The sequence below is a fragment of the uncultured Oxalicibacterium sp. genome (assembly GCF_913776015.1).
Lineage (GTDB): Bacteria > Pseudomonadota > Gammaproteobacteria > Burkholderiales > Burkholderiaceae_D > Oxalicibacterium.
Window position 1 is genome coordinate 25,858 of the sequence record NZ_CAJYMD010000054.1, and the last position, 24,724, is coordinate 50,581.

The following is a 24,724-nucleotide window of genomic DNA, read 5'->3' on the forward strand; positions in this document are numbered from 1 at the left end:
TCACGACAATGATCAAAATTCTGGTAGTCGATGACCACGCAGTAGTCCGGGCCGGTGTCCAGCACTTCATCTCGCAAGTGCCGGACATGAAAATCGAAGGCGAAGCAGGCACTGCGCAGGAAGCCATCCGCATGATCCGCTCGCAGGAATACGACATCGTCCTGCTCGACATCAACATGCCCGACAAGAGCGGTGTGGAAGTGCTCAAGCAGATCAAGCGGGAAAAACCCAATCTGCCGGTGCTGATTCTGAGCATGCATCCGGAAAGCCGCTATGCCGTGCAGATTCTGCGCAGCGGCGCCAGCGGTTACGTCCAGAAGGAAGCACTGGCCGATGAACTGGTCAATGCGATCCAGACTATTTTGCGCGGCCACAAGTACATCAGCCACGCCGTCGCCGAATTGCTGACGACCGAACTGGATGCCAATACCGAAAAGCCATTGCACGAAACGCTGTCCAAACGTGAATACGAAATCTTCTACAAGCTGTGCCAAGGGCATGGCGTCACCAAGATTGCCGAAGATCTTTGCCTGAGCGTCAAGACGGTCAGTACCTACCGCGCCCGCGTATTGCAGAAGATGAATATGGAAAACAATGCGGGCATCATCTATTACGCCATCAAGCAAAATCTGATCGACTGATCAAGACAAGCATCCGGTCAGCATCGAAGGGCAAGCAGGAACGCAGAAGCGGCAACACTATGAACGACACGATCAATAAACTGAACATGGCACATTGCGATCATCCGCTACGGGTTTTTCTGGTGGAAGACTCTCTGGAAATTCGTGATCTGATGGTCGAGAACATGGCCATGATCGAAGGCCTGACGGTCGCCGGCATGGCGGAGTCAGAAGACGAGGCGCTCTCGCGCCTGCAAGCCGATACCTTCGACATTCTGATCGTCGATATCCAGCTCAAGAAGGGCAATGGCATCAATCTGCTGCGCAATATTGCAGATAACACCAAATTCGCTGCTGCGCTCAAAATCATCTGCAGCAACAATGCCAGTGAAGTGTTCCGCCGTGTGGGGCGGCAGTACGGCGTCAACCACTTCTATGACAAGACGTCCGAATTCCCGCAGCTATTCGCCCTTTTGCAAGAAACCGCTGCACGCCAGGAATGCCGTGACGCCAACGCTCTTCCAGGAAGAGACGGACGTTCCGGTTCCCGCGCCTGAGGCGTCGCAGTCTTATACCGTCTTCCTTTTTCCTCAAGCTTCAGCATGCATCAGCGTTAGCACGGTGCTGCCTTACAGCACACCGTCCTGCCTTTCTTCCAGCTCCCCGGCCAGATCCACACCGTTTTCATAGCGCATATTGGCCGGAATCTTCGGAATGATCGCCGAAATCAGGGTCCCGCCATTCGGCGCATTACGAATGTTGACGGCGCCGCCCAGGTAAGTTGCCCGCTCACGCATGCCACGCAATCCATGCGTCATGACATCAGTGAGGCGATCGGGCGCAATCCCGATACCGTCATCGCGAATATGCAGAATGATTTCATCATCCGTGTCGTCGAGGATGATGTCCACGTGCGAAGCCTGTGCATGCTTGGCGATATTGTTGAGCGATTCCTGCACCATGCGGAACAGTGCAATATCGACACGCGGCGCATAAGCCAGATTGTCGTCCGGCAGACTGGCCTCACAACTGATACCGGAATACTTCTCGAACTCCAGCGCCTGCTCGGCGATCGCCACCTTGATCCCGAATACGTCGAGCTTGTCGGGACGCAAGCCATTCTGGATGCGGCGCGTTGCGGTCGTAATGGAGGTCAGCAAGGTCTTGATCTTGGCCATGCGTTCGGTGAATTTCGGCTCGTCCGGCATCTGCTGTGAAATCAGCGAGAGATGCATGTTCAGCGCCGTCAGGGCCGAACCCAGATCGTCATGCAATTCACGGGCGATGGCCTTCTTCTCTTCTTCCCGCGTGGTTTCAAGGTGGCCGATCAGTTCATTCACCTCCGCCGTGCGCGATGCGACCAATGCTTCGAGTTGCGTTTCGTGCGCCTTCAAGGCGTCTTCGATGCGCTTGCGATCCGTGATGTCGACACTGATGCCGACCAAGCCCATGATCTCGCCCTTGGCATTGAGCCACGGCGCCTTGGTCGAATGCAGGGTGCGCATGCCGGAGGGAAAATGCGTGGTGGTTTCGAATACCTGCGCCACACCGCTTTCCAGCACGAGCCGATCCTCATGCATGACACGATTGGCATCTTCACTATCGATATACAGTTCCTGACTGCGGAAACCGATGACTTCATCACTTTCCTTGCCCAGCAAGCGCAACTTGGCAGGATTGGCGAAGATCATGTGGCCTGCGCGATCCTTGACGAAAATGGCATCCGGCGTGTTGTCGCTGACGGCGCGCAGCAACGCATTACTCTCGGCCAGAGCCTCTTCCCCCTGCTGACGCACTTCGTGCTCGCGGTTCAGCAAGTTCGCCGTACGACAAAACATGATGAACAAGAGCGAACTGGCCAACAGAATCAGAATGGGCGAGGTCTTGTCGGCATGATAGAAGCCATGCTGCGCGCCCCACTTGACCAGAAAATCGAGCACGATCAATAACAGCAGGCTATTGGGTAACAGGCGACGCAGCAATGGCCCGCCAGGCGACTGGCTGTTCCACAAACTCATCAAACGATGCCCAGGCCTTGCTGCCAGAATCCCAAGGGCCAGTACCACGAAAGCAATGGAGGTCATCGGTGCGACATCACGCGTGGTGATTGTGTCGCTGAAAGAAATCACATGATAGATATGCCCGATCAGCGGGACGCTCATCACAGCCCCGAGAATGACAGCGCTGTATTCAGCAGGATAGTGATTGGAAGGCGTACGGTAATCGATGAACAGCAGGCAGCTTCCTGCCAGCACGAAGCCGGCTGCCGCGAGCGGAACGATGTTCGCGCCTTGCATCGACGCCTGCATGGCAGAGATCACATAATCTTCGCCAATCTGCACATTGAACAATTCACGCAACAGCGCCAGCGTGCCTGCCGCGATGACGGCAACCGAGAAAATCGATGCCAGCATCGATGCCCCCGCCTTCACCACTCTGCTGGGGAAACGCATCGAACGCAATGCGAGCGCCATGCTGACAAGCACAAGAGCCAGACCGGTATTGGGATTCATCGGCACGAAATCGGCCACCGGATACTCCAGAATCCAGTATTGCTGCTGGGCGTTGACGATGGAGGTCAAGCCGATGACAGCCAGAAAACAGGCCGCCAGCAGCGGCGCATACAGCGCACGATATCCGAGCAATCGGAACATGTTGGAAACTCCGGCAAATGAGACCAGCTACCTGTGAAAAACAAGTGCGACTGGAGTATGAACAACCTTGAGCATTGTCCACTTTTTGACGAGGACATGCATCCGTCTTGCGTCTTTTTTATGGAAATGCAGCAAAACCTTGCGTAAGAACACAGGATTCACGCTACCGCAGTCGAACGCATGACACGGAGATGCGCAAGAAGGACCGATTCTTGAATTCCTCTGGTAAGGGAAATTCCTCAAAACCCAGAAGAAATGAAAAAGTCCGCCGCAGCGGACTTTTCCTTTTTCGAAAACTGAAACATCAAAAAATCAGGTAGATCAGCACCAGGACAAAAGCCGGTACACCGAGCAACCATGCGATGAAGTATTTTCCCATGACGATTCTCCTTTCATGTTTTGCGTCAATCCTCATACCCTGGCGGCGCAACGCCGACAATGCATTTCAGAAACGCTTCGATCCTAGCAGCCAGCAAGGCGCGCCTCTATAGGCCGAACGCCCGTCAAGATGTAGGAAAGCAAGAAAGATGGCATCCTGCTGATCAAGCTATGGGCCAAGCTCCCAAGTCAGTGCCGACGCAACTTTTCCCTTGCGCATCAGTCTTTTCAACATGACGCCAGCTTGTTCGCGTCCTCTGAATGGAATCGTCATGGCACACTCTTCCGCGACTGCCGATACAGCAAGCACACTCTCCGTCTGGCGGCGTATGCGCATTGTTGCCGTCTGCTCGATCACGGAATGGTTTGCACTGCGCGGCGGCAGCAAGGGCGCAGCCGTGGCGTTCTACACGCTCTTCTCGATGGCGCCCATCCTCGTACTGGCCGTTGCGGTGGCAAGCGCATTCTTCGGCCCGCAAGCTGCACGCGGCGAGATCTTTGCGCAATTGACCAGCCTGGTTGGTCCGACCGGCGCGCAGGCGATTGAAATGCTGCTTACGCATGCACAGAACCGCGATGCCGGCTTCATCGCCACCCTCATCGCGACCGGTGTGCTGATCGTCGGCACCACTACCATCTTTGCCGAACTCAAGGACAGTCTCGATGAACTCTGGCATGTGCCGATCGCACGCCAGGCAGGGCTGCGCGAGGTACTCAAGGTACGCCTGCTGTCTTTCGGCATGGTGATGGTGCTGACTTTCCTGTTGCTGGTGTCGCTCGTCATCAGCGCCGGGCTGGCGCTGATCCAGCGATACTGGAACGGCTTGTGGCAGGAAACCGCCATCTATCTGTGGCCATTGGCCAATCTGCTTTCCTACTGCGTGATTGCGATCCTGTTTGCCGTCATCTACAAGACGCTGCCGCAGATCAAGCTGTCGTGGCGCGACGTGATGATCGGCGCGCTCGGCACCGCTGCGCTGTTCATCCTCGGCAAATATCTGATCGGCGTCTATCTGGGCAACAGCGGTATCGCCAACAGTTACGGCGCTGCCGGCTCACTCGTGGCATTGCTGATGTGGGTCTACTACTCGGCGCAAATTTTTTTCCTTGGTGCCAGCTTCACACGCCAGTACGCACTCTGGTTCGGCACCTTGCGGAACGATGCGCACGCACATGCCGATTCGGCCGCCTGCGGCAACCAGCAAACCTGAACCCACCTCCTTGCATCACAGCATGCGCACGCATCGCGCGCACTGACAACGATGTCGCTGCTTATCCTGCAAAGCCTTCCTTTTTTCCCACATGTAGCGCTTGCAATCCGTTCTGCAATATTTACACAAAGCCCAAAGAAAAATTGTAAGTCATTGTTTTTAAATGATTAAAAACCTGGCCCAGTGATTGCATAGTGTCACGCAGGCATTTTGCCGCCATGAAAAGAACTGGAAGGAGAAAAGCATGAACTGGGACATCGTCGAAGGTAACTGGAAACAACTCAAGGGTAACGTCAAGGAGCAATGGGGCAAGCTCACCGACGATCATCTCGACGTCATCGCAGGCAAACGCGATCAACTCGCCGGCAAGATTCAGGAAGCCTATGGCGTCAGCAAGGACGAAGCTGAAAAGCAAATCAAGGATTTCGAAGCACGTAACGGCGACGATCCGCGCTTCAAGTAATCGCAGTACCCGTAGTAACCGGCTCACAAGGCCGTATTTCATCGCTCAGGCAAATCAAACCAACTAAAAAAGGACGACTATCATGAAAAAAACGCTCTCCATGCTCATCATTGCCTCCGCAAGCTTCGGTTTCATGGCAACTTCGCACGCTGACAATCACCAAGGCAAAGTGACCAAGGCTGACTACGACGCCACGAAAAAACGCGCAGATGCCGATGAAAAAGCAGCCAAGGCTGAATGCGACAAGATGAGCGGCAATGCCAAGGACGTCTGCAAGGCAGAAGCCAAAGCTGCCCACACCCGCACCGTAGCCGAATCCGAAGCTGCCTACAAAGGTACGGACAAAGCACTGCAAAGCGCACGTAAAGACATCGCTGATGCCGACTACAAAGTCGCCAAGGAAAAATGCGATGACCTGAGCGGCAATCCAAAAGACGTGTGCGAAAAAGAAGCCAAGGCTAAGCATGAAGCTGCCGTAGCCGATGCCAAAGCAGCACGCAAAGTGTCGGAAGCACGCAAGGATGCAGCGGAAGACAAGAAAGACGCCATGATCAAGGTAGAGAAAGAAAAGTGCGATGCACTGAGCGGTGAAGCCAAATCGCGTTGCATCGGCGCTGCCAACGACAAGCGTTAATTTGATGCCAATCGCAAGCTGATCTCTGGCACGCGATAGCAACAAACGGAACGACCCCGCTTGGCATTGCCGGTGGGGTCGTTTTTTTCAGCAGCGATGCGCTGCAAGGAGTCTTACCATGCCACTGATTCTGTGTATTGCCACTGGTCTGGCACTCGGTGCCATGCTCGCCGTTCCCACCGCACATTCACGCGCCGATGTCACATTGAACCTGCTGACCGGCATGTCCGGCGCGGTACTTGGCGGCTGGCTGCTCGGCCCCGTATTCGAACCGCAAGGTGTGGTCGCTGCGTTCGATGAAACAAACATGATTTCCGCCGTAGGCGGCGCCCTGATCCTGCTCGCCATCGTGCATGTCCTGCATACGCAGGATGCCGCTGACTGAAGGCGGCTAGCGCTAGCTGAATCACGAAGCAGCGACAAGCAGCGAAAAATCGTTCGCTGCGTTCCCCTGCCGATGACGTGCTATCTGAAACGCCGGTCATCATTCCGGATGAATCATGTCTTCCGGTCGCACCCATTGATCGAACTCTTCTGCCGTCACCCAACCTGAGGCAACCGCCGTCTCTTTCAGGTTATTGCCTTCCTTGTGCGCCTTCTTGGCAATCTGTGCTGCCTTGTCGTAACCGATATGGGGAGCCAACGCCGTCACCAGCATCAGCGAACGCGCCATCAGATCGGCAATGCGATCGCGATTGGCCGTGATGCCCTGCGCACAATGTGCATCGAAACTGTGGATACCGTCGGTCAACATACGCGCGCTTTGCAGAAAATTGTGGGCCAGCAGCGGCTTGAACACATTCAGTTCGAAGTTGCCGGAGGCACCGCCAATATTGATGGCGACATCGTTGCCGAAAACCTGGCAGCAGAGCATGGTGATGGCTTCGCTTTGCGTCGGATTGACCTTGCCCGGCATGATCGAACTGCCGGGTTCGTTTTCAGGAATGCTCAGTTCGCCCAGACCGGAACGCGGCCCGGAAGCCAGCCAGCGCACATCATTGGCAATCTTCATCATCGCTGCGGCCAGCGTTTTCATGGCGCCATGCACGGCAACCAATCCGTCGTGTGCAGCCAAGGCGGCGAACTTGTTTCCGGCACTACGGAAATTCAAACCGGTACGGCTCGACAATTCCACAGCCACACGATCGCCGAATTCGGCATGCGTATTCAAGCCGGTGCCCACCGCCGTACCACCCGCGGCCAGTTCGAACAGAAGCGGATGCAAAACCGTGATCGTGTAGTGCGCCTGGTCGAGCTGGGCGACATAGCCCGAAAATTCCTGGCCCAGCGTCAGTGGCGTCGCATCCTGCAAATGCGTGCGTCCGATCTTGACGATGTCGGCAAACGCCTCCGCCTTGTCTTCCAGCGTGGCACGCAAGGCACTCACCGCCGGCAACAGACGTGCTACCGACAAGGCAGCAGCCACATAGATGGCGGTCGGGAATATATCGTTGGACGACTGCCCGAGATTGACGTGATCGTTCGGATGAATCGTGCGTTTTTCTCCACGTTCGCCCCCCAGTAACTCGGACGCACGATTGGCCAGCACCTCATTCATGTTCATGTTGCTTTGCGTGCCCGAGCCGGTTTGCCAGACCGCCAGCGGAAATTCCTGCGGATGCTGCCCGGCAATCACCTCATCTGCGGCAGCAATAATGGCATCGGCACGCTTCTCATCGAGCCGCCCCAGCGTCTTGTTGACGACAGCCGCAGCACGCTTGACCTCTGCCAATGCAGTAATCAGCTCGGGCGGCATGCGTTCGGTCGAAATGTGGAAATGATGCAGTGAACGCTGCGTCTGGGCGCCCCACAGGCGCGCACTTTCCACCTCCATGGGACCGAAGGTATCGCGTTCGATTCGGGTATTCATGACATCTCCTTGTCTGATCGGTTGACGCTGCTGCTCCGTATCAATGCATGCTAGCGCAAAAGTCATCGCACATCGTCAGCATCCCCGCCACGAATGGGGATATCGACTGCACCCGCCAAATGCGTTTTTTGCATGCGCTTATGCGCATCGCGCCTTATGCAAAATACGCGAATGCATGCGCGAAGAGATTCGTTCACATGCCGGTTCGCCATCGCTACTCTTGTTCGCTTACAACATCCGCAGTGGTTACGAGTCTCGCTCACCACTGCCGTTTTCCAACGCTGATGCAGCCGCCACATACATAAGCGCTCGTATCGCTACTCGAGAAGGCAGAACATGAATCGCAGAGCATTTCTTCGCAAGACTTCACTGGTTTCACTGGCCGGTCTGACGCAGGGCATTGCCCTGCCAGCCTTTTCCACCTCTACCCAACCGCAGGAAGTGCGACTCGATTATGCGTATTACTCTCCGACCAGTCTGGTGCTGAAAAAATTCGGCTGGCTCGAAGAAGCACTCAAGCCAGCCAACATCAGCGTGAAATGGACCTTATCGCAAGGCAGTAATCGTGCGCTCGAATATCTGTCGGCCAGCAGCATCGATTTTGGTAGTACGGCCGGGCTTGCCGCCGTTCTGTCACGAGCCAATGGCAATCCGATCAAGAGTATCTATGTGTATTCACGTCCCGAATGGACGGCATTGCTGGTACCGAAAGATTCGCCGATCACGTCAGTCGCGCAGTTGAAAGGCAAGAAAATCGCCGCGACCAAGGGCACCGATCCTTATCTCTTCCTGTTGCGTACCCTCAAGCTCAATGGCCTGAGCAAGAAAGATGTCGAGATCGTCCACCTGCAACACGCCGATGGTCGCGCCGCGCTGGAAAGTGGCCGCGTCGATGCCTGGGCCGGACTCGATCCGCACATGGCAGCCAGCGAATTGCAAGCCAACTCGCGCCTGCTGTATCGCAATGTCGCATTCAACACCTATGGCTTCCTGAATGTACGGGAAGACTTTGCCAGCAAGTATCCGGACACCGTCAAGCAGGTCATCGCCGCGTATGAACGCACGCGTTTGTGGATTCTTGCCAACCCCAAGGAGGCATCGCAGATTCAGGCGGAAGAAGCAAAGATCTCTCTGGCCGTTGCCAAGGTACAGCTCAACCGCACCGATTTTTCCAATCCGGTGATCGGACGCGAGCATAGCGATGCACTGAAAGCGGCAGCCCCCATCCTGTTGCAGGAAGACCTCGTCAAGCGCGGCACCGATGTCAACAACGTCATCGATGCCTTGATCGATCCGCGTTTCGTGCAAGGCATCGTCGTGCGCAAGCCGGCTTGATAAGTGCAACGCGACCTGACACATCGGCCATAAAGGAACTGCCATGTCTCGCCCTTCCTCGCTTTCCCTTCCTTCGTTCACGCCGCAAGCCAGCGTCGCCGGCGCATCGGCGGCTTCGCTTGCGACGCACAAGCCGCGTAGCGAAGATGCCGCCAATGATCGCGTGATCCGGCAAAAGCCAGCGCGCCGCCATCTGGGTTGGTTGGGGCTGGTACTGCCGGTTTCGCTGTTCGCCTTCGCCGAATTGGCCGCGCACATCGGCTGGGTCGAAGCGCGTCTGTTGCCGCCGCCGTCCGAAATTATCCAGACTCTGGCAGCGTTGCTCGATCAGGGGCTGCTTGGCCACATCACTGCCAGCACCACGCGCGTGGTGTCCGGTTATGTAATTGGTGCGCTCTTGGCCATCGCATTCGGTCTGCTGGTCGGATTGAACCGGCAGGTCGAAGCCTTCTTCGATCCGACCTTCCAGGCGCTGCGGGCGATTCCGAGTCTGGCGTGGGTACCTTTGCTGCTGCTGTGGTTCGGTATCGATGAAACACCCAAGATCACGCTGATCGCCATCGGTGCCTTCTTTCCCGTTTATCTCGGTCTGGTTTCCGGTATCCGTAACGTCGATCGCAAATTGATCGAGCTCGGCGAGATGTATGCGCTGTCACCGTTAGCACTGGCACGCCGCATCGTATTGCCGGCTGCCTTGCCCAGCCTGTTCACGGGCTTGCGCAATGGTCTGTCGCTGGCGTGGATGTTCCTCGTCGCGGCCGAACTGATCGCCGCCACGCGCGGTATCGGCTATCTGCTAACCGATGGACGTGAAACCAGCCGTCCCGATGTCGTCCTGGCCGCGATCCTGCTGCTGGCACTGCTCGGCAAACTCACCGATAGCCTGCTCAAGTGGCTGGAAGTACGCAAGCTGTCGTGGTCCGACTCACTGGCCACGCGATCGGCATGAGGAAAGAACCATGAGCGCCCTTCTCGATCTGCACATCGACGCCAAACATTTCGGCGAACGCGCCGTTTTGCAGAATGTCTCGCTGTCGCTGGATGCAGGCGAAGTCGTCAGTCTGGTCGGCAAGTCGGGCTGCGGCAAGAGTACCTTGCTGCGTCTGATCGCTGGGCTGGATCGTCAGTTCGACGGACGCATCGCTCTGCACGGCAAACCGCTGGATGGCGTGAATCAGGAGATCGGCCTGATCTTTCAGGAACCACGGCTGTTGCCATGGCTGACGGTTGCCGAAAATGTCGGCTTCAATCGCGGCACGACCAGCCCGGCAAATCAGGAAGGACGTATTCGCACGCTGTTACAGGAAGTCGGCCTGATCGATGCGATCGATGCCTTGCCCAAGCACTTGTCAGGCGGCATGGCACAGCGTGCCGCCATCGCACGCGGCCTTTACGGACAACCGCGACTGCTATTGCTTGATGAACCGTTTTCGGCGGTCGATGCCTTTACCCGCATGCGCCTGCAGGATCTGCTGCTGAAACTTGCCGCCGAACATGGCTTTGCCGTGCTGCTGGTCACGCACGATATCGATGAAGCGGCCTATCTGAGCGACCGCGTACTGATCATGGGTCAGGGCGAAATCATCGACGAACTGCCTGTTGGCATTGCACGGCCACGCAATCGCCACGAAGACGCACTGGCACATGCGCGTGACAGCATCCTCGATGTGCTGGAAGACATACACGCCATCTGATGCTTCAACCATTTTTCTCATTCCATGCCGTTATGGCAAACACACCTTCAGGGAGCAACAAGTGAATACCCGCCGTTCCATCCGCCGCACGCTGCTCGCGCTGCTGGCACTCGCCCCGCTCGCAACCACATCCGTACATGCGCAGAAGACGCCGGATACCGTCCGCATCGGCTATCAGAAGTCCTCGACACTGATCACCGTGCTCAAGACACGCGGCACACTCGAACAGAAACTCGGCGCGCTCGGCGTCAAGGTCACCTGGCATGAATTCGCCAGCGGCCTGCCCTTGCTGGAAGCGCTCAATGTCGGTGCCGTCGATGTCTCGGCAGACGTGGCCGATACGGTGCCGGTCTTCGCACAAGCAGCCGGCGCACAACTAACCTACATCGCACAGGAAGCACCATCGCCAAGTGCACAAGCCATCGTCGTCAAGGCCGATTCGCCGATCAAGACAATTGCCGATCTGCGCGGCAAGCGCGTCGGTTTTGCCAAGGCAGCAGGCGCGCACTATCTGCTAATAGCCGCACTGGAAAAGGCCGGTCTTTCGCTCAAGGATGTGCAACAAGCCTATCTGGCACCGGCTGACGGTCGCGCGGCCTTCGAGCGCAATGCCATCGATGCGTGGGTGATCTGGGATCCCTTCCTCGCCGCCGTCGAACGACAGTCGAAAGTGCGCGTATTGGCGGACGGTCGCAATCTGGCGGATTACCAGCGCTACTACCTCGCGTCCACACCGTTCGCCAAGGCCCGCCCCGACATCGTGAAAACCATCGTGACGTCGTTGCAGGAAACCGGCAAATGGGTCAAGCAGTCACCGCAGGAGGCCGCGGCATTGCTGGCACCTGTCTGGGGACTGGATGCCGCCACGGTGGAACAGGCCAATGCACGCCGTAGCTACCTCGTGCGCAGCGTGGCACCCAACGGCCTTGGTGAGCAACAAAAGATTGCCGATGCCTTCCTGGGCGAAGGCCTGCTACCGAAACGCGTCGATGCCACCAATGTACCGGTGTTCTAATCGCACACTTTCTTGAAACAACAGGAGTTATCGCCATGGGCCAGTTACTGAAACTCAACGAACGACAGGCTGCGCCGGTAGTCGAACCCACACATCTGTTCAAGCGTGATTTCGGCCCGTGGACCGAAGCGGTTGAACAGGCTGCGTCCGCACTCGCGCTGACGGCTGTCGAGCGTGACCACAATGGCGGCACGGCCTGGGCCGAACGGCAAGCCCTGCGGGAAAGCGGCTTGCTGACGCTTGCGGTACCGGCGGCCTTCGGTGGCGAAGAAGCCCCGTGGCCAACCATCTATCGTATCATCCGGCGCTTTGCCGAAGTCGACAGTTCGCTTGCCCATCTGTTCGGTTTTCAGCATCTGCAAGTTGCCAGCGTCAACCTGTTCGGCAACCCCGAGCAAAAGCAGCACTATCTCGGCAAGACAGTGAGTGAACGCTGGTTCTGGGGCAATGCAACCAACGGACTCGACCATCGCACCACACTGACATGGCGCGAAGCACAGACTGACGATCCCGCACATTTCGAACTCAATGGCATCAAGTCGTTCTGCTCGGGCGCTACCGGCTCGGACATCATCAATGTCACCGCCCCCCGCTCGGCCGACCCTGCCGACCGCGTGTTCCTGTCTATCCCGACCAGTCGTGCCGGCATCACCGTGCATGACGATTGGGACAATCTGGGCCAGCGCCAGACTGATAGCGGTTCCGTCAGCTTCGACAAGGTGCGGGTGGAGCCGCATGAAGTGCTGGGCCCGCCGGGCACGGCCGGTACACCGCGCGCCACCTTGCGCACGCTGGTCTCGCAATTGATCCTGATCGAAATCTACATTGGCAACGCGCAAGGTGCCTTGCTGAATGCCTGGCATTACACGCATGAACAAGGGCGGCCGTGGTTCACATCGGGCGTGCAACGTGCCATCGACGATCCCTTTACGCAACAGCATTACGGGGACTTATGGATTGCCTTGCGCGGTGCAATTGCACTGGCAGAAGCTGCTGCGCGCGATCTGCAACAGGCATGGGAACGCGGCGACGCGCTGACGGCAGAAGAGCGTGGCGCATTGGCGGTCACGATTTACGAAGCCAAGATTGCTGCAGCGCGTGCCGCACTCGACATCACATCGAAGATTTTTGAAGTGATGGGCGCACGCGCCACGGCAGCCAAATACGGCTTCGACCGCTTCTGGCGCAATGTACGCGTGCATACGCTGCACGACTCGCTCGATTACAAGCTCAAGGATGTCGGCCAGTGGGTATTAAGCGGTGAAGTGCCAACGCCATCGATCTATTCGTAGACAGCATCATGTCGGCAAGGCAGGTTTGTGCTTCATGCCCAGCGCAAACTTCGCCACTAGATAAAGGCCGAACAGGCCGCCCATCAACAGCAGCAGATCGCCCAGATCATTGCGGTGATCCATGTTCTGCCCCAGCAGCGCCAGCGCCAGCAACACCATCACCAGATGAACGCAAAACACCGGCAAGGATGCCGCGCCCATGACCTCGAACATGCGCAAGCGTGGCACCGACTGACGCATGCGTTCACCGTAATGCAGGATCAGGATCAGCAGCGCGAAGAAATTCAGCATGCGCAACGGGCCGAGATGCCATTTGTCCTGCAAGGCATTCAAGGCTTCGTTCTCGCCGAAAGGCACCTGTCCCACGATGTGACGCCAGATAAAGAAGATTGCTGCGGTCAGCAAGGCCGCAATGACCACCCCGCGCGGAAACGGCTTGCGCTCGCGCAATACGCCACGTGCATCGAGCGAACCGAGCCATAAACCGAACACCCAGAGAAATTGCCAGGCAAAGGTTTCGAACGAGCCTGTTTCATTGAATGGCACCGGCAAGCCCGTCAGCATGACCAATCCCTGATAAAGCCAGGCAGAAAACTCGAACTGCGAAACGAACCACAGCAATGTGCTGATCACGAAGATGCCACGCCAACCATGCTGTATGCCATGCGAAAGAATGAAAGGACTGACGAGCAGCAACATCACGTACAACGGCAGGATGTCGAGGAGTGGCGGGTTATAGATCAACAATATGCCGGCCCACAAACCCGTCAACGGTTGGCTCAGATAAAAGCCGAGGTAATTGACGAACTCATCACGGTGGAACACCAAGCCCAGTGTGGCAATCAATGTGAATAGCAGCAGCAGGCAGGCAACATGACAGCCATAGACTTCCAGCGCACGCCGCAAAAAGGAACGGCGCATCGAGGCAATGCCATGTTTCTCGGCCTTGCGCGTATTGATCATGCCGGCCATGAAAGCGGACAGAATCACAAAACCCTCAGCTGCGGAAACGAAACCCAAAGGTTGTCCGAGGCCAATGCTGTATTTGGTGGGAAGATGGGTCGCAAACATGAGGACCAGCATCAGGCCGCGCAGAGCATCGAGCTCCCAGCGGCGTCTTGCCATATCGTTCATCGTGGAAATGGAACTGCGGAAAACTGCGCCGAGCAAGCCGACGGGTGAAACACATGCGCGTTCAGACAAGGCCAGAACAGGCGGCGAGTCTGGTAGACCGCAAGGTTTCCGACGAAGTTCATGCCAATTGATTAACAACCGTATTCACGAGGCATATTGCAACATGATGTCTTGCCCTCGTGCAGCAATCATGCCGTCAGCGCAAGTCGATGATCACGCCACAACACCAGCCCGGTCAGCACGGCCAGCAAGGCGCCGGTTGCACAGATCGCACTCCAGCCGCCAACATGCCAGGCGAGTGAGCCGGCTGCCGAGCCCAGCGCTGCACCGATGAAGTAACTCGTCATGTAGACCGCATTGATGCGCGAGCGCGCTTCCGGCTGCAAACGATAGACGATTTGCTGATTGCACAGATGCAAACCTTGCAGCGCGAGATCAATCAGCAGCATGCCGAGCAGGAACCACAAGAGGCTGTGCCCACCCAGCCACAATGCCCCCCAACTTGCCAGCAGCAATGCGGCGCACACCGTGCTGGTCTGCCTATCCCATCCACGGTCGGACAAGCGTCCAGCAACATTCGCCATCAACGCGCCGGCAACACCGATCAGTCCGACCAGACCGATCTGCGCATCGCCCAGCCCATATTCCGGCCCCGACAGCAACAAGGCCATTGTTGAAAACAGCGCACTCACCGACGCAAACGCCAGGCCGCCAATCAGCGAGCGGCTGCGCAAACGCGGCAAGGACCGAATCAATTGCAGCATGGACAGTAATATCTGCACGTAACTCGTGGCAACCGGATTGCGTGAACGCGGCAATACGCGCCACAACAATAAGGCGACCAGCAGCATTGCCACGCCCGCCGCGCGATACACGGTATGCCAGCCACCCAGCCCGGACAACAAGCCGGCCACACTACGCGCTGCCAGAATACCGATCAGCAAACCACTCATGACGATACCCACGGCACGCCCGCTGCGTGCAGGGTCGGACAAGGTAGCGGCCATCGGTACCAGAATCTGAGCCGCGACCGAAAACAGGCCCGCCATGACGATGCCGGCGAATAGCAAACCGATCTCATGCGTGAAGCCGCTGATGAACTGGCCGGCCGCCGTCAATAACATCAGAAACACCACCAGACTGCGGCGCTCCAGTTTGTCACCCAAGGGCACCAGCAACAGCAAGCCACAAGCATAGGCGACTTGTGCCACCGTCACCGTCAAGGCAGCCGTGGCGTCGCTGATCTGGAAACTCGCGGCGATCGAATGCAGCAGCGGCTGGTTGAAATAGTTACCGCCCGCGCACAAGCCGCACGCAACCGACATCAGCAGCAGTGCCGCCGTACCCAGATGTTCGTGACGCAACGGCGATGCAGTGGAAGATGTCATGCTGTGCCCTTTTTTGACTGCGCCATGCAGATGACAGCGGTCTGGCGCAAAACGCTGTGCCATGACAAACATGATGACGGCACCCACGGCCATCAGCATCCATGCGTAACGCAAGTCATCGGCGTATTGCCGTACCAGCCCGGCAACGAAAGGAAACAAGGCAGCGAGGATGTAACCGCCACCCTGCGCGAAGGCAACGATCTCACCTGCTCGTTGCGGTGTATCGGCGTGATCCATTGCCACGATCAGCGAAAGCGGGAATAGCGCACCGATCCCCAAACCAAGCAATACCGCCATCGGCCATGCCGCAGCAATCGGCATCGCAATTAGCAAACCCAGTGCAAGCAGCAAGGAAGTGATGGCGGCATGCAACGCAATGCGGCGATCACGCAGCCGATCGATCCAGGTCGAAACGGCAAGCCCGACTGCGACTTCCGCAAATGTCACCACGCCCAGTAGCGAACCGGCTTCGGAAGGCGTCCAGCCCAGAGCGGTGTAATAAGGCGGCAACCATGCGAGCACCAGCGCATAGGCGCCTGTTCCCAGACCGAAAAACAGCATCAGCAACCAGGCACGCGGCACTCGCAGCAAGGAAGGCGATACCTGTGCCGATGACGGTGTTGCAGTCGGTTCGGCCACGCGTAGCAGCCACCAGAGCAACACGGCAAACAGCGCAGGCAAGGCCCAGATACCGAAAGCGAATGCCCAGTCGCTTTCGAGCGCAATACGCGGTGCACTGACACCAGCAATCAGCGCGCCACCCATAATGGCCGTGGTATAGAAACCCATCGCGTTGCCGGCACGCTGCGCGTAATGCTGGCGGATCAACACAGGCAACAAGGCCTGCACCACGGCGATTCCCAGACCGGCCGCGACTGCCGTCAGCACCATCGTGCTGGCAGCGGGATGAGCAAGACGCACCGCACAGGCCGCCGCAATCGCCAGCAAGCCATACAGGATGCCGCGACTCACGCCCAGCCATTGCCGCAAGCGCCCTGCCATCAAGCCGCACAAGCCCATCAGTACTACAGGAATCGTCGTCAGCAGGCTCGCTCCCGTATTGCCAAGACCGTTGGCAATACGCATTTCGTCCAGCAAGGGACCAATGGTGGCCAGAGCAGGACGCAGGTTCAGCCCGATCACGATAATCGCGACCGAAAACCAGAACAGCGAAGTACCCGAAGAACGCTCGTGGGATGCGGATGCCATGTCAAACGACCTTGATGAACACAATACAAGCAGATAAAGTATCTCTACGTCGAGATATCAAGATGTGATACTACCGCAAAATTTATCTCTACGTAGAGATATATAAGGAAACCCGGAATGGACAGAGCAGAAAAAGCCGCCCGCCAGTGGCGCAAGGAGCGTCCCGATATCGATGTCGGCCCGATGGTGTTGCTCGGTCGCCTGCAGGAAACTGCGCAAGTGATTGCACGCGACCGCCTGCATCCGCTATTTGCCGAATACGGCTTGCAACCCGGCGAGTTCGACGTCCTGGCTACCTTGCGTCGTAGCGGCACGCCCTATGCGCTCACACCGACGGCGCTGTACAACACGGCGATGATTTCCTCCGGCAGCATGACCAACCGCATCGAACGGCTGGAAAAAGCCGGCCTCGTGCAGCGCACAGCCCACCCCACTGACGGTCGCGGCTCGCTGGTCAAACTGAGCAAGAAGGGATTGGCACTGATCGAGGAAATGATCGTGCCGCATGTGCAAAATCAGAAAGCCATCGTATGCAACCTGAGCAAGGCCGAACAGACACAACTGGCCGAGCTTCTCGAGAAGCTGCTGGCCGATCAGTGCCCGCCACTTGCCGAAGATTGATGAGGATTCGCCTGCATCGACGATGACTTCGCACCGGCTTCCATCAACAGATAGGCAATCGTCGCCAGACCCAGCGGAATGAAATAATACAAGGTGCGGTACAGCAGCAATCCGGCCAGCAATTCATTCGCCGGGACGCGATGTGACAGCAAGGCCACGAACACTGCTTCAATCACCCCCAGCCCTGCCGGCACATGCGTGATCACACCGGCAATCGCGGCAATCAGCAACACGCTCAAGACATCGACATAGGCAATCTTCTGCTCCAGCAGGAAGAAGATCACCACGCCCATCACCATCCAGTTGGCACTCGACATCACCAGCTGCAGCAAGCCGAATGGCAGTGATGGCAACTGCATGTCATGTCCGCGCCACGATAGCGTTTTGCCGCCTCGTACGGCACACAGCACGAGATAAGCCAGGACTACGCTGACCAGCGGCACGCCCAGCCAGTGCAGTTGCACGGTATCGATCTTCCATGATGGCGGCAAGGACAAGGGGCGAAACCAGAACAGCAATCCTGCCACCAGCATGTAACCCAGCCAGTTCGTCAGCATGCTGGTCGCCACCACACGCGTGATGGTGTTGGCATCCAACCCCAGCCGCGAATACAGGCGATAACGGAATGCGACACCCCCGACCAGCGAGCCCAGATTGAGGTTGAAGGCGTAACTGATCATGGTCACGCTGATGACTTGCCACACCCGTAATGCATGGCCGACCAGATAGCGTCCCAGCAGATCGAAACAGCCATACAAACCGTGGCTGACCAGCACCAGAAGAATCGCCGGCCACAAGGCCCAAAGCGAGCGTTCCCTCAAGGTATTGATGACATCGCCCCATTCGATGGTGCGCGCATGTGTGACGATCAACCAGGTGACGGCGACAAAGAAGGCAACTTTGAGAAAGCGCATCAGCCACGGCCACCAGGGACGTTCGCGCCACCCGCCTTCCGTGTCGCCAGGCGACTTGGCCGGCAGTGTGGCAGACGATGTGCGCATCACGCTTCCTGGGTCACTGCTTCGACCGAAGCGGTGGTCTGGGTGCGATGCGCCGCCTTGAGTGAAGGCGCATGTGTAGGCAGCCAGCCCATCCATGCCGGATAGCGACGCAGAATATGGAACAGGAAGAAGCTGCGCACCAGACGCCACCAGGTCGGTTCCTGAATGTCTTCGATGCTTAGCTTCTTGCAGCTTTCCTTCATCAGCCGATCAAGGCTGCGTCCGAGCTCGGCATTGAATGCACGATCGCGAATCATGACGTTCGCTTCCAGATTCAAGGCCAGACTCAAGGGATCGAGATTGCTGGAACCGACCGTAGCCCATTCGTCGTCGACAAGAGCCACCTTGCCGTGCAGCGGTCGATCGCAGTATTCGTAAATCGTCACACCGGCACTCAGCAAATGGTGATACAGCATGCTGGCCGCGTACTGGACAATCGGCATGTCGGGATTGCCCTGCAGGATCAGCGACACTTCCACACCACGGCGTGCCGCCTTGCGCAAGGATTTCAGAAATGCATAACCCGGGAAGAAATAGGCGTTGGCAATCACGATGCGCTGTCGCGCCAGCCGAATCGCCAGGCGATACTGGCGCTCGATGTCGTTACGATTGCGATGGTTGTCGCGCCAGACGAAAGCAGCCAATGCGCCTTGCGGTTCGGCGAAGGACCTTGGCGTTGCACCACGGTCGCGGCGGAACCAGCGACGTCGCTCACGCGTCTTCTTCACCGCTGCCTGTGCAAAGGCGTACATGTGATGCACGATGGGACCGTGGACTTCCACCGAATAGTCCTGCTTGGCCTCGGGGCCGAAATCGCCAAGATGATCGGCAGAAAAATTGATCCCGCCAATGAAACCCAAGGTGTCATCAATCACGATCAGTTTGCGATGCAGACGGCGGAAAAGATGGACACGGCGAAACATGCCTGGTGCCGGATCGAACACATGCACGCGCACGCCCGCTTGCGTCAGCGCCGAAATGAATTCCTCCGACAGATCCGGCGAGCCCCAGCCATCGATGGTCATGTCGACTTCCACGCCACGTTGTGCCGCTTCGATCAATGCCTGTTGCAAGGCACGTCCGACCTTGTCGTCGAACAGGATGAAGGTTTCGAGATAGATGTCTTTCTGCGCAGCCGCAATCGCCTCGAATACACGAGGAAAAAATGCTTCGCCATTTTCCAGCAAGGCAAAGTGATTACCGTCAACCCAACGTTGTTTCAAGACATGCCTCTCGCTATCGATCAGGCGCGCCTGGCGCTGTGCATGGAAACATATGCCAGGCACTATGCAGCACGCGCAATATGGCGACCAGCTTAGGCATGGCGCTCGCCAAAGTCTGTGCGTTGGTTCACAATGATCCCGGCACCTGCCGGATTTGGCGCACAGCAGCACTGTTCGTCAACGTACATAAAAAGTGTTTTGCCATCCTTACAATGAGTTGTCTCGATAAGTTGTCAAGGAAGGGAGGCAATCGGGATACGCCCGACCGTCGCCCTTTCCTTTTTCGCCTCGTAACCACAACAAGAAAGGAACCGACATGGCCACGAATATGAGCGGGGAAAGCGTTTCCCAATGCACGCTTCATCTGATCGAAGAACAATTGCAGGTCCTGCCGATTTCCGTTGCCACCATTTTGCAGGCAGACGAGGTCGGCTCGGTCGAGTCCGATTTACTGTCCGGCCTTCTGCTCAAGCGCAAACCACGTCAGCAAAAGACCGGTTCAGCCGGCAACATCGTCGCTGAAGAGGCACATCCTTCGGAAGAGATCGATTTCCATGAAGCGAGCGAGTATTTGCGTGAGCATCCATTGGAAAAAATGGATTACGCCCGCGTGCTGGTCAGCAACTCGCTGCTGTCCGTCGGCATCTACATGCGTGATCACGACATGGCATCGATGCGCACACCAGAATTCCAGTTTCTCGGTCATGTCGTCAATGCCCTTCTCAACAACAATCGCTTCAAGGTCAACGAAGGCTACATTCCGATGGCAACCTTCGATGGTCTGGTAATCGACAGCAGCCTGAACGGCAAACGCGTCTTCGCTGAAAAAGGCGAGGAAGGTTTCCTTGAGTTCGGTGATGCGGTTGCCTTGCTGCAGTGGTTGTCACGTTACCTGCGCGGCGAAAAACGTTTTGTCTCGGGAGGCGATGCCGGCTGATCCAGCCAGCCATAAAAAAAGCCGGCTTGAAGCCGGCTTTTTTCATGATGCAGCAACAGATTACTGCGCCTGTTTGGCACGCTCCAGCCCATCTGCGATGAAGCGTTTGCGCATCGGTGCCAGCAGGAACTTGGCAGCAATACCTGCGGTGATCGTGACAATCGCAGCCAGGATGAAAACGCGATTCCAGTTACCGCCCACAGCCAGCAGCGAAGCCACCGGAACCAGCGCCGCGGCCGCACCCTTGGCGGTGTACAAGGTGCCTGCATTGGCCGAGGCAAACTTGCTACCGAAGGTATCGCCACAAATGGCTGGGAAAATCGAGAAGATCTCGCCCCAGAACATGAAGATCAGTGCAGCAAACACCATGAATGCATAAGGGTTGTGGCCCCATTGCATCAGACCCAGCAGTGCCAAGCCTTCGCCGATGAACACGATCAGCATGGTGTTTTCACGACCGATCTTGTCCGAGATCATGCCGCACAGCGGACGCGTGATGCCATTCGCCACGTTATCGATGGACAGCGCCATTGTCAGCAGGGGCAAGGTTGCACCGAACAAGGTGATCGGCGTACCGGCGATGCCATAGTCATGCGCAATCGGGCCTAGCTGTGCGGTCGCCATCACGCCACCTGCGGCAACACCGACATAGATGACATAGATGAGCCAGAACACCGGCGTTTTCAGCATCTGCTTCGGCGTGTAATCAGCCGCTTCAACGATTTTCTTGCCATTGGCGGCAGCTTTTGGCGCACGCGGGCGAACCAGGAACAAGGCCAGCGCAAAAATCACCACGCCTTGCAAAATGCCGAATGTCAGGAAGGTCTTTTCATAGCCATCGCTGGCGATCATGTTGGCAATCGGGATCACGGTGATCGCGGCACCAGCACCAAAACCCGCTGCAGTCAGACCGGCAGCCAAGCCTCGACGATCGGGAAACCACTTGAGTGCATTACCAACACAAGTTCCGTACACGCAACCTGCGCCAATACCCGAGATCACCGCCGCCGTATAAAGCAAAGGCAGGGAGTCGGCCATGCTGTTGAGCACCCAGCCGATACCGGCAAAGATCGCACCGCCTGCCACCACAGGACGTGGACCAAACTTGTCACCGAGCCAACCCTCGATCGGCACCAGCCAGGTTTCCGTCACGATGAAAATCGAAAATGCCAATTGGATCGCTGCAGTACCCCATTGATGCTTGGCATTCATCGGTTCGACAAACAAGGTCCAGCCATATTGCAGATTGGCAACCAACCCCATACACAGGATGCCAAGGATCAGTTGTACCCAGCGATTGCGGAAGCCGGTCTGCGCCGGCACCTGTTGCCCGATTGTTTGTTCTTCTGACATGATCCGCCTCCGGAAAAATATGCAATGTGAATTTATTCTACTCGTGAATATTTTATTTTCAAATTAAATTGCGGTTAAAAACCGAAAAACTGTGGAAAACCGCAATACGCGGAACAAACCTACTATTCGTTTTCCAGACCAACAAGACTTAGTCACTACGTGGATTTCACACCCGAGCGCGTAAGCTCGCTGCGAACCAGATACGGCTCTTAATCAGATTGCAAGAAATCCGATGTGGAAACTTGGAGGCCGCAGGCGAGAAAAGATTCCTTTTGAGCTACAAAATTCTCGTCTCAGGAAATAGCAGGCCGTCTCATGAAAGGACGGCGAGCAATGCACTTATTATTTCACGCGCTGTTTTTCGAGCTTGCGTGCCAGCGTGCGGCGATGCATGCCGAGGCGTCGCGCCGTTTCGGAGATGTTGAAATCGGTTTCAACGAGGACTTGATGAATGCGCTCCCATTCGAGCGTCTTGATGGAGGTCGATCGATTCGTCAGTTCGATCTCGGTCGTCCCCGCCACATGGTTGAAGGCGGCTTCGATGTCGTCGGTATTCGAAGGCTTGGCCAGATACTGGCAAGCACCGAGCTTGATCGCCTCGACCGCTGTCGCCAGACTGGCAAAACCGGTCAGCACCACGATCAACATGGCGGGATTATGGTTGTGCAGCATTTGTACGCATGCCAGCCCGGATGAATTGCCCTCTAGCTTCAGATCGACCACGGCATAGCTCGGCACATGGTCACGCAATACAACCGCCGCTTCATCCTGATTGGTCGCCAGCAAGACCTGGTAGCCGCGACGCTCGAACGAGCGCGACAAGGTTCGTGCAAAAGCCGTGTCATCCTCGATGATCAATAACTGTCGTTCATCCAACATCGTTTTCTTCCTCTTCCAGACTGATCGCGGCCAGCGGCAAGGTCACCTCGACGATGGCACCGCCCTCTTCGCGATTGCGCGCTGCGATGGTGCCCCCCAGCTTGCGCGCGACATTTACAACCAGAAACAAACCCAGTCCGCGCCCCGGCCGGCCCTTGGTCGATTGATACGGTTTGCCGAGCTGCGGCAGCATCGCCGGCGGAAAACCGGGCCCGGCATCCGTGATGCGCAAGCACAGCGATTGACCTTCGCGCGCAACATCGAAACCGACCCAGCGCGGCGATGCCTCTGCCGCATTATCGAGCACATTGCAGATCATCTGCTTGAGCACCGAATCGAACACGACCGGCACATCCTGCTCGATGCGATTGATGTAATCGAACGCTGCAACGGAACGATTCTCGCGCCACTCGGCAACCAGTTCATCGAGAAAAGTCCGCAAGGTAGTCTTGACCGACGATTCACCACGCGCTTCACCGGCCGACAACAGAATGCTGCTGACAATGCTCTTGCAACGCTGAATCTGCGCTTCCATCTCGGCAATCTCGGCCTGCACTTCGCTGCTCTGGAACTCGGGCATGCGCCGCCAATCCCCCAGAATCACGGACAGCGTGGACAGCGGCGTACCAAGTTCATGTGCCGCACCGGAGGCAAGCAAGCCCATGCGCACGATGTGTTCTTCCTCGACCGCACGATTGCGCAAGGCCGCCAGTTCGGCATCGCCCATGCGCAGATTACCCATGATGCGAATAATGAAGAAAGCGAGCAGCGCCGCATTCAGCACGAAACAGATCAGGATGCCTTGCACATACAAACTGAAGAACAGCGATTCGTTTTCAGGGGGCAGGACCAATGGCCGCGAAAACACCGACAATCCGACCAGACAGGTGCTGGTGATACCGACAATCATCCAGGTTGACCAGGCTTCGAGCAGCAAGGCACTCAGGATGATCTGCAGCAGATAAAGGAAAACGAAGGGATTGCTGGTGCCGCCACTGAGGTACAACTGGGCGGTGAGAATCGTCACATCGACCAGCATCGCGAGGAACAATTCCTTGTTCGAAACGATCGGCCGCTCGTGCCAGCGCAGATGACTGGCCAGATTGAAGGCAATCAGGCAGACCAGTACTTCGAGCATTAGCCTGACCGGCAAATCGATACCGAACACCACGGTAACGACAAAGATGGTCGAAAGCTGGCCGATCACCGCAATCCAGCGCAACTGAATCAATTGCTGCATGTTGCGGTGGCCAGCGACATTGCCGCCCAGGTTCGGCACCCATCTTCTGCGTGCGCCCTGCTCGCTGCCTGCGGTTTCGCTCTTTGCCATGGCCGGTTCCGGTGACGTCGAATCAATCGATCTGGTCGCCGGTACCTCGTGCGCGCCGACGTTCGGTACGCAGAATCCACACCACAATGGCGACGACCATCAAGGCGAGAGCATACCAAGTTAGTGCATAGGCCAAATGATTATTGTGGAAGGCGATCACCGTTAATCCACCGACCGGCTGTTCATTCACTGTCAGCACCGGGTCAGGTGCCGTCGGGCTGGCATCGGCATCAATGAAATACGGCGCCACCGGCGTCAGTCCGCGCGAGGCAGCGATGGATTCGACATCACGCGAATGCCAGCGATCCGCCGCCGGATCGTTATGACGCAGAAAACCGCCGCCCGGCTCGCTGATGCGCAGCAAACCATTTACCGCCAATCGTTCACTGGCCGGCAACTTGCGTTTCTCTGCCAGCATCGCGCGCACCTGCGCCGCTGCCTGTGCGGTCACAAATCCACGGTTGATCAGAATCTTGTTGCCAG

General features: G+C 57.0%; 23 protein-coding genes and 1 pseudogene. 13 read left to right on the plus strand and 11 right to left on the minus strand.

What is annotated here, in order from left to right:
• Positions 1–8 precede the first annotated feature (8 nt).
• The gene (locus QZ725_RS09730; RefSeq protein WP_293778985.1) at positions 9–641 is read left to right on the plus strand and encodes a response regulator transcription factor; all 633 of its coding nucleotides are present in this window, start codon (positions 9–11) and stop codon (positions 639–641) included.
• A 59-nt stretch (positions 642–700) separates the two neighbouring features.
• Complete coding sequence (locus tag QZ725_RS09735) at positions 701–1,177, plus strand: response regulator (RefSeq protein ID WP_293778987.1); 477 nt, start codon at positions 701–703, stop codon at positions 1,175–1,177.
• Positions 1,178–1,249: 72 nt separating this feature from the next.
• On the opposite strand, the gene QZ725_RS09740 is transcribed toward QZ725_RS09735, so the two are convergent.
• Positions 1,250–3,274: a PAS domain-containing protein gene (locus QZ725_RS09740; RefSeq protein WP_293778989.1), complete on the minus strand. Its 2,025-nt coding sequence runs from the start codon at positions 3,272–3,274 to the stop codon at positions 1,250–1,252.
• A 650-nt stretch (positions 3,275–3,924) separates the two neighbouring features.
• Between QZ725_RS09740 and QZ725_RS09745 the strand changes: the two genes are divergently transcribed.
• The 4 genes from QZ725_RS09745 to QZ725_RS09760 all read left to right on the plus strand — a co-directional run bounded on the left by QZ725_RS09745 (position 3,925) and on the right by QZ725_RS09760 (position 6,345).
• Positions 3,925–4,863: a YihY/virulence factor BrkB family protein gene (locus tag QZ725_RS09745; RefSeq protein WP_293778991.1), complete on the plus strand. Its 939-nt coding sequence runs from the start codon at positions 3,925–3,927 to the stop codon at positions 4,861–4,863.
• A 244-nt stretch (positions 4,864–5,107) separates the two neighbouring features.
• Complete coding sequence (locus QZ725_RS09750; protein ID WP_293778993.1) at positions 5,108–5,326, plus strand: CsbD family protein; 219 nt, start codon at positions 5,108–5,110, stop codon at positions 5,324–5,326.
• An 82-nt stretch (positions 5,327–5,408) separates the two neighbouring features.
• The gene (locus QZ725_RS09755) at positions 5,409–5,960 is read left to right on the plus strand and encodes a hypothetical protein (protein WP_293778995.1); all 552 of its coding nucleotides are present in this window, start codon (positions 5,409–5,411) and stop codon (positions 5,958–5,960) included.
• Positions 5,961–6,078: 118 nt separating this feature from the next.
• On the plus strand, positions 6,079–6,345 hold the full coding sequence (locus QZ725_RS09760) for a GlsB/YeaQ/YmgE family stress response membrane protein (RefSeq protein WP_293778997.1): 267 nt from the start codon (positions 6,079–6,081) through the stop codon (positions 6,343–6,345).
• Positions 6,346–6,444: 99 nt separating this feature from the next.
• On the opposite strand, the gene fumC is transcribed toward QZ725_RS09760, so the two are convergent.
• The gene (fumC, locus tag QZ725_RS09765) at positions 6,445–7,830 is read right to left on the minus strand and encodes a class II fumarate hydratase (RefSeq protein ID WP_293778999.1); all 1,386 of its coding nucleotides are present in this window, start codon (positions 7,828–7,830) and stop codon (positions 6,445–6,447) included.
• Between the two features lie 336 nt (positions 7,831–8,166).
• Between fumC and QZ725_RS09770 the strand changes: the two genes are divergently transcribed.
• From QZ725_RS09770 to QZ725_RS09790, 5 genes are all read left to right on the plus strand, one after another.
• Positions 8,167–9,165 carry an aliphatic sulfonate ABC transporter substrate-binding protein gene (locus tag QZ725_RS09770; protein WP_293779001.1) on the plus strand — a complete coding sequence of 333 codons (999 nt, stop codon included), beginning with the start codon at positions 8,167–8,169 and terminating at the stop codon, positions 9,163–9,165.
• 43 nt (positions 9,166–9,208) lie between these two features.
• Positions 9,209–10,114, plus strand: coding sequence for an ABC transporter permease (locus QZ725_RS09775; RefSeq protein WP_293779003.1), 906 nt, complete (start codon positions 9,209–9,211; stop codon positions 10,112–10,114).
• A 10-nt stretch (positions 10,115–10,124) separates the two neighbouring features.
• The gene (locus QZ725_RS09780) at positions 10,125–10,859 is read left to right on the plus strand and encodes an ABC transporter ATP-binding protein (protein ID WP_293779005.1); all 735 of its coding nucleotides are present in this window, start codon (positions 10,125–10,127) and stop codon (positions 10,857–10,859) included.
• Positions 10,860–10,920: 61 nt separating this feature from the next.
• On the plus strand, positions 10,921–11,874 hold the full coding sequence (locus QZ725_RS09785; protein ID WP_293779007.1) for an aliphatic sulfonate ABC transporter substrate-binding protein: 954 nt from the start codon (positions 10,921–10,923) through the stop codon (positions 11,872–11,874).
• Positions 11,875–11,909: 35 nt separating this feature from the next.
• Positions 11,910–13,166, plus strand: a complete 1,257-nt coding sequence (locus QZ725_RS09790; RefSeq protein WP_293779009.1) for an acyl-CoA dehydrogenase family protein — start codon at positions 11,910–11,912, stop codon at positions 13,164–13,166.
• A 6-nt stretch (positions 13,167–13,172) separates the two neighbouring features.
• Here the strand turns inward: QZ725_RS09790 and opgC are convergent, their stop codons facing one another.
• From opgC to QZ725_RS09805, 3 genes and pseudogenes are all read right to left on the minus strand, one after another.
• Positions 13,173–14,291, minus strand: a complete 1,119-nt coding sequence (gene opgC, locus QZ725_RS09795) for an OpgC domain-containing protein (RefSeq protein WP_293779011.1) — start codon at positions 14,289–14,291, stop codon at positions 13,173–13,175.
• A 197-nt stretch (positions 14,292–14,488) separates the two neighbouring features.
• Positions 14,489–15,688 (minus strand): MFS transporter, encoded by a 1,200-nt coding sequence (locus QZ725_RS09800; RefSeq protein ID WP_293779031.1) that lies wholly within the window; start codon positions 15,686–15,688, stop codon positions 14,489–14,491.
• Positions 15,689–15,850: 162 nt separating this feature from the next.
• Positions 15,851–16,897 (minus strand): annotated as a pseudogene (locus QZ725_RS09805) (MFS transporter); the annotation flags it as partial.
• A 117-nt stretch (positions 16,898–17,014) separates the two neighbouring features.
• Here QZ725_RS09805 and QZ725_RS09810 point away from each other — a divergent pair.
• Positions 17,015–17,518, plus strand: coding sequence for a MarR family transcriptional regulator (locus QZ725_RS09810; RefSeq protein ID WP_293779013.1), 504 nt, complete (start codon positions 17,015–17,017; stop codon positions 17,516–17,518).
• Here the strand turns inward: QZ725_RS09810 and QZ725_RS09815 are convergent.
• Positions 17,491–18,519 carry a lysylphosphatidylglycerol synthase domain-containing protein gene (locus tag QZ725_RS09815; protein ID WP_293779015.1) on the minus strand — a complete coding sequence of 343 codons (1,029 nt, stop codon included), beginning with the start codon at positions 18,517–18,519 and terminating at the stop codon, positions 17,491–17,493. The two genes, QZ725_RS09810 and QZ725_RS09815, sit on opposite strands and share 28 nt — an antisense overlap.
• Positions 18,519–19,742, minus strand: a complete 1,224-nt coding sequence (clsB, locus tag QZ725_RS09820) for a cardiolipin synthase ClsB (protein WP_293779017.1) — start codon at positions 19,740–19,742, stop codon at positions 18,519–18,521. Before clsB ends, QZ725_RS09815 begins: the two co-directional genes overlap by 1 nt.
• A gap of 316 nt (positions 19,743–20,058) precedes the next feature.
• Here clsB and QZ725_RS09825 point away from each other — a divergent pair, with 316 nt between their 5' ends.
• Positions 20,059–20,679, plus strand: a complete 621-nt coding sequence (locus QZ725_RS09825; RefSeq protein ID WP_293779019.1) for a hypothetical protein — start codon at positions 20,059–20,061, stop codon at positions 20,677–20,679.
• Positions 20,680–20,739: 60 nt separating this feature from the next.
• Here the strand turns inward: QZ725_RS09825 and oxlT are convergent, their stop codons facing one another.
• The 4 genes from oxlT to QZ725_RS09845 all read right to left on the minus strand — a co-directional run.
• Positions 20,740–22,032, minus strand: a complete 1,293-nt coding sequence (gene oxlT / locus QZ725_RS09830; protein WP_293779021.1) for an oxalate/formate MFS antiporter — start codon at positions 22,030–22,032, stop codon at positions 20,740–20,742.
• 342 nt (positions 22,033–22,374) lie between these two features.
• Positions 22,375–22,911, minus strand: coding sequence for a response regulator transcription factor (locus QZ725_RS09835; RefSeq protein ID WP_293779023.1), 537 nt, complete (start codon positions 22,909–22,911; stop codon positions 22,375–22,377).
• Positions 22,901–24,241 (minus strand): ATP-binding protein, encoded by a 1,341-nt coding sequence (locus QZ725_RS09840; protein WP_293779025.1) that lies wholly within the window; start codon positions 24,239–24,241, stop codon positions 22,901–22,903. Before QZ725_RS09840 ends, QZ725_RS09835 begins: the two co-directional genes overlap by 11 nt.
• A gap of 22 nt (positions 24,242–24,263) precedes the next feature.
• The coding region (locus QZ725_RS09845) for an SURF1 family cytochrome oxidase biogenesis protein (RefSeq protein WP_293779027.1) at positions 24,264–24,724 on the minus strand (461 nt) is incomplete at its 5' end.

What these genes read in the sequence shown, in the direction of transcription:
- QZ725_RS09730 (WP_293778985.1), top strand. Translation starts at nt 9, where the DNA reads ATGATCAAAATTCTGGTAGTCGATGACCACGCAGTAGTCCGGGCCGGT.
- QZ725_RS09735 (WP_293778987.1), top strand. Translation starts at nt 701, where the DNA reads ATGAACGACACGATCAATAAACTGAACATGGCACATTGCGATCATCCG.
- QZ725_RS09740 (WP_293778989.1), bottom strand. Translation starts at nt 3,274, where the DNA reads ATGTTCCGATTGCTCGGATATCGTGCGCTGTATGCGCCGCTGCTGGCG.
- QZ725_RS09745 (WP_293778991.1), top strand. Translation starts at nt 3,925, where the DNA reads ATGGCACACTCTTCCGCGACTGCCGATACAGCAAGCACACTCTCCGTC.
- QZ725_RS09750 (WP_293778993.1), top strand. Translation starts at nt 5,108, where the DNA reads ATGAACTGGGACATCGTCGAAGGTAACTGGAAACAACTCAAGGGTAAC.
- QZ725_RS09755 (WP_293778995.1), top strand. Translation starts at nt 5,409, where the DNA reads ATGAAAAAAACGCTCTCCATGCTCATCATTGCCTCCGCAAGCTTCGGT.
- QZ725_RS09760 (WP_293778997.1), top strand. Translation starts at nt 6,079, where the DNA reads ATGCCACTGATTCTGTGTATTGCCACTGGTCTGGCACTCGGTGCCATG.
- fumC (WP_293778999.1), bottom strand. Translation starts at nt 7,830, where the DNA reads ATGAATACCCGAATCGAACGCGATACCTTCGGTCCCATGGAGGTGGAA.
- QZ725_RS09770 (WP_293779001.1), top strand. Translation starts at nt 8,167, where the DNA reads ATGAATCGCAGAGCATTTCTTCGCAAGACTTCACTGGTTTCACTGGCC.
- QZ725_RS09775 (WP_293779003.1), top strand. Translation starts at nt 9,209, where the DNA reads ATGTCTCGCCCTTCCTCGCTTTCCCTTCCTTCGTTCACGCCGCAAGCC.
- QZ725_RS09780 (WP_293779005.1), top strand. Translation starts at nt 10,125, where the DNA reads ATGAGCGCCCTTCTCGATCTGCACATCGACGCCAAACATTTCGGCGAA.
- QZ725_RS09790 (WP_293779009.1), top strand. Translation starts at nt 11,910, where the DNA reads ATGGGCCAGTTACTGAAACTCAACGAACGACAGGCTGCGCCGGTAGTC.
- opgC (WP_293779011.1), bottom strand. Translation starts at nt 14,291, where the DNA reads ATGGCAAGACGCCGCTGGGAGCTCGATGCTCTGCGCGGCCTGATGCTG.
- QZ725_RS09800 (WP_293779031.1), bottom strand. Translation starts at nt 15,688, where the DNA reads ATGACATCTTCCACTGCATCGCCGTTGCGTCACGAACATCTGGGTACG.
- QZ725_RS09810 (WP_293779013.1), top strand. Translation starts at nt 17,015, where the DNA reads ATGGACAGAGCAGAAAAAGCCGCCCGCCAGTGGCGCAAGGAGCGTCCC.
- QZ725_RS09815 (WP_293779015.1), bottom strand. Translation starts at nt 18,519, where the DNA reads ATGCGCACATCGTCTGCCACACTGCCGGCCAAGTCGCCTGGCGACACG.
- QZ725_RS09825 (WP_293779019.1), top strand. Translation starts at nt 20,059, where the DNA reads ATGGCCACGAATATGAGCGGGGAAAGCGTTTCCCAATGCACGCTTCAT.
- oxlT (WP_293779021.1), bottom strand. Translation starts at nt 22,032, where the DNA reads ATGTCAGAAGAACAAACAATCGGGCAACAGGTGCCGGCGCAGACCGGC.
- QZ725_RS09835 (WP_293779023.1), bottom strand. Translation starts at nt 22,911, where the DNA reads ATGTTGGATGAACGACAGTTATTGATCATCGAGGATGACACGGCTTTT.
- QZ725_RS09840 (WP_293779025.1), bottom strand. Translation starts at nt 24,241, where the DNA reads ATGGCAAAGAGCGAAACCGCAGGCAGCGAGCAGGGCGCACGCAGAAGA.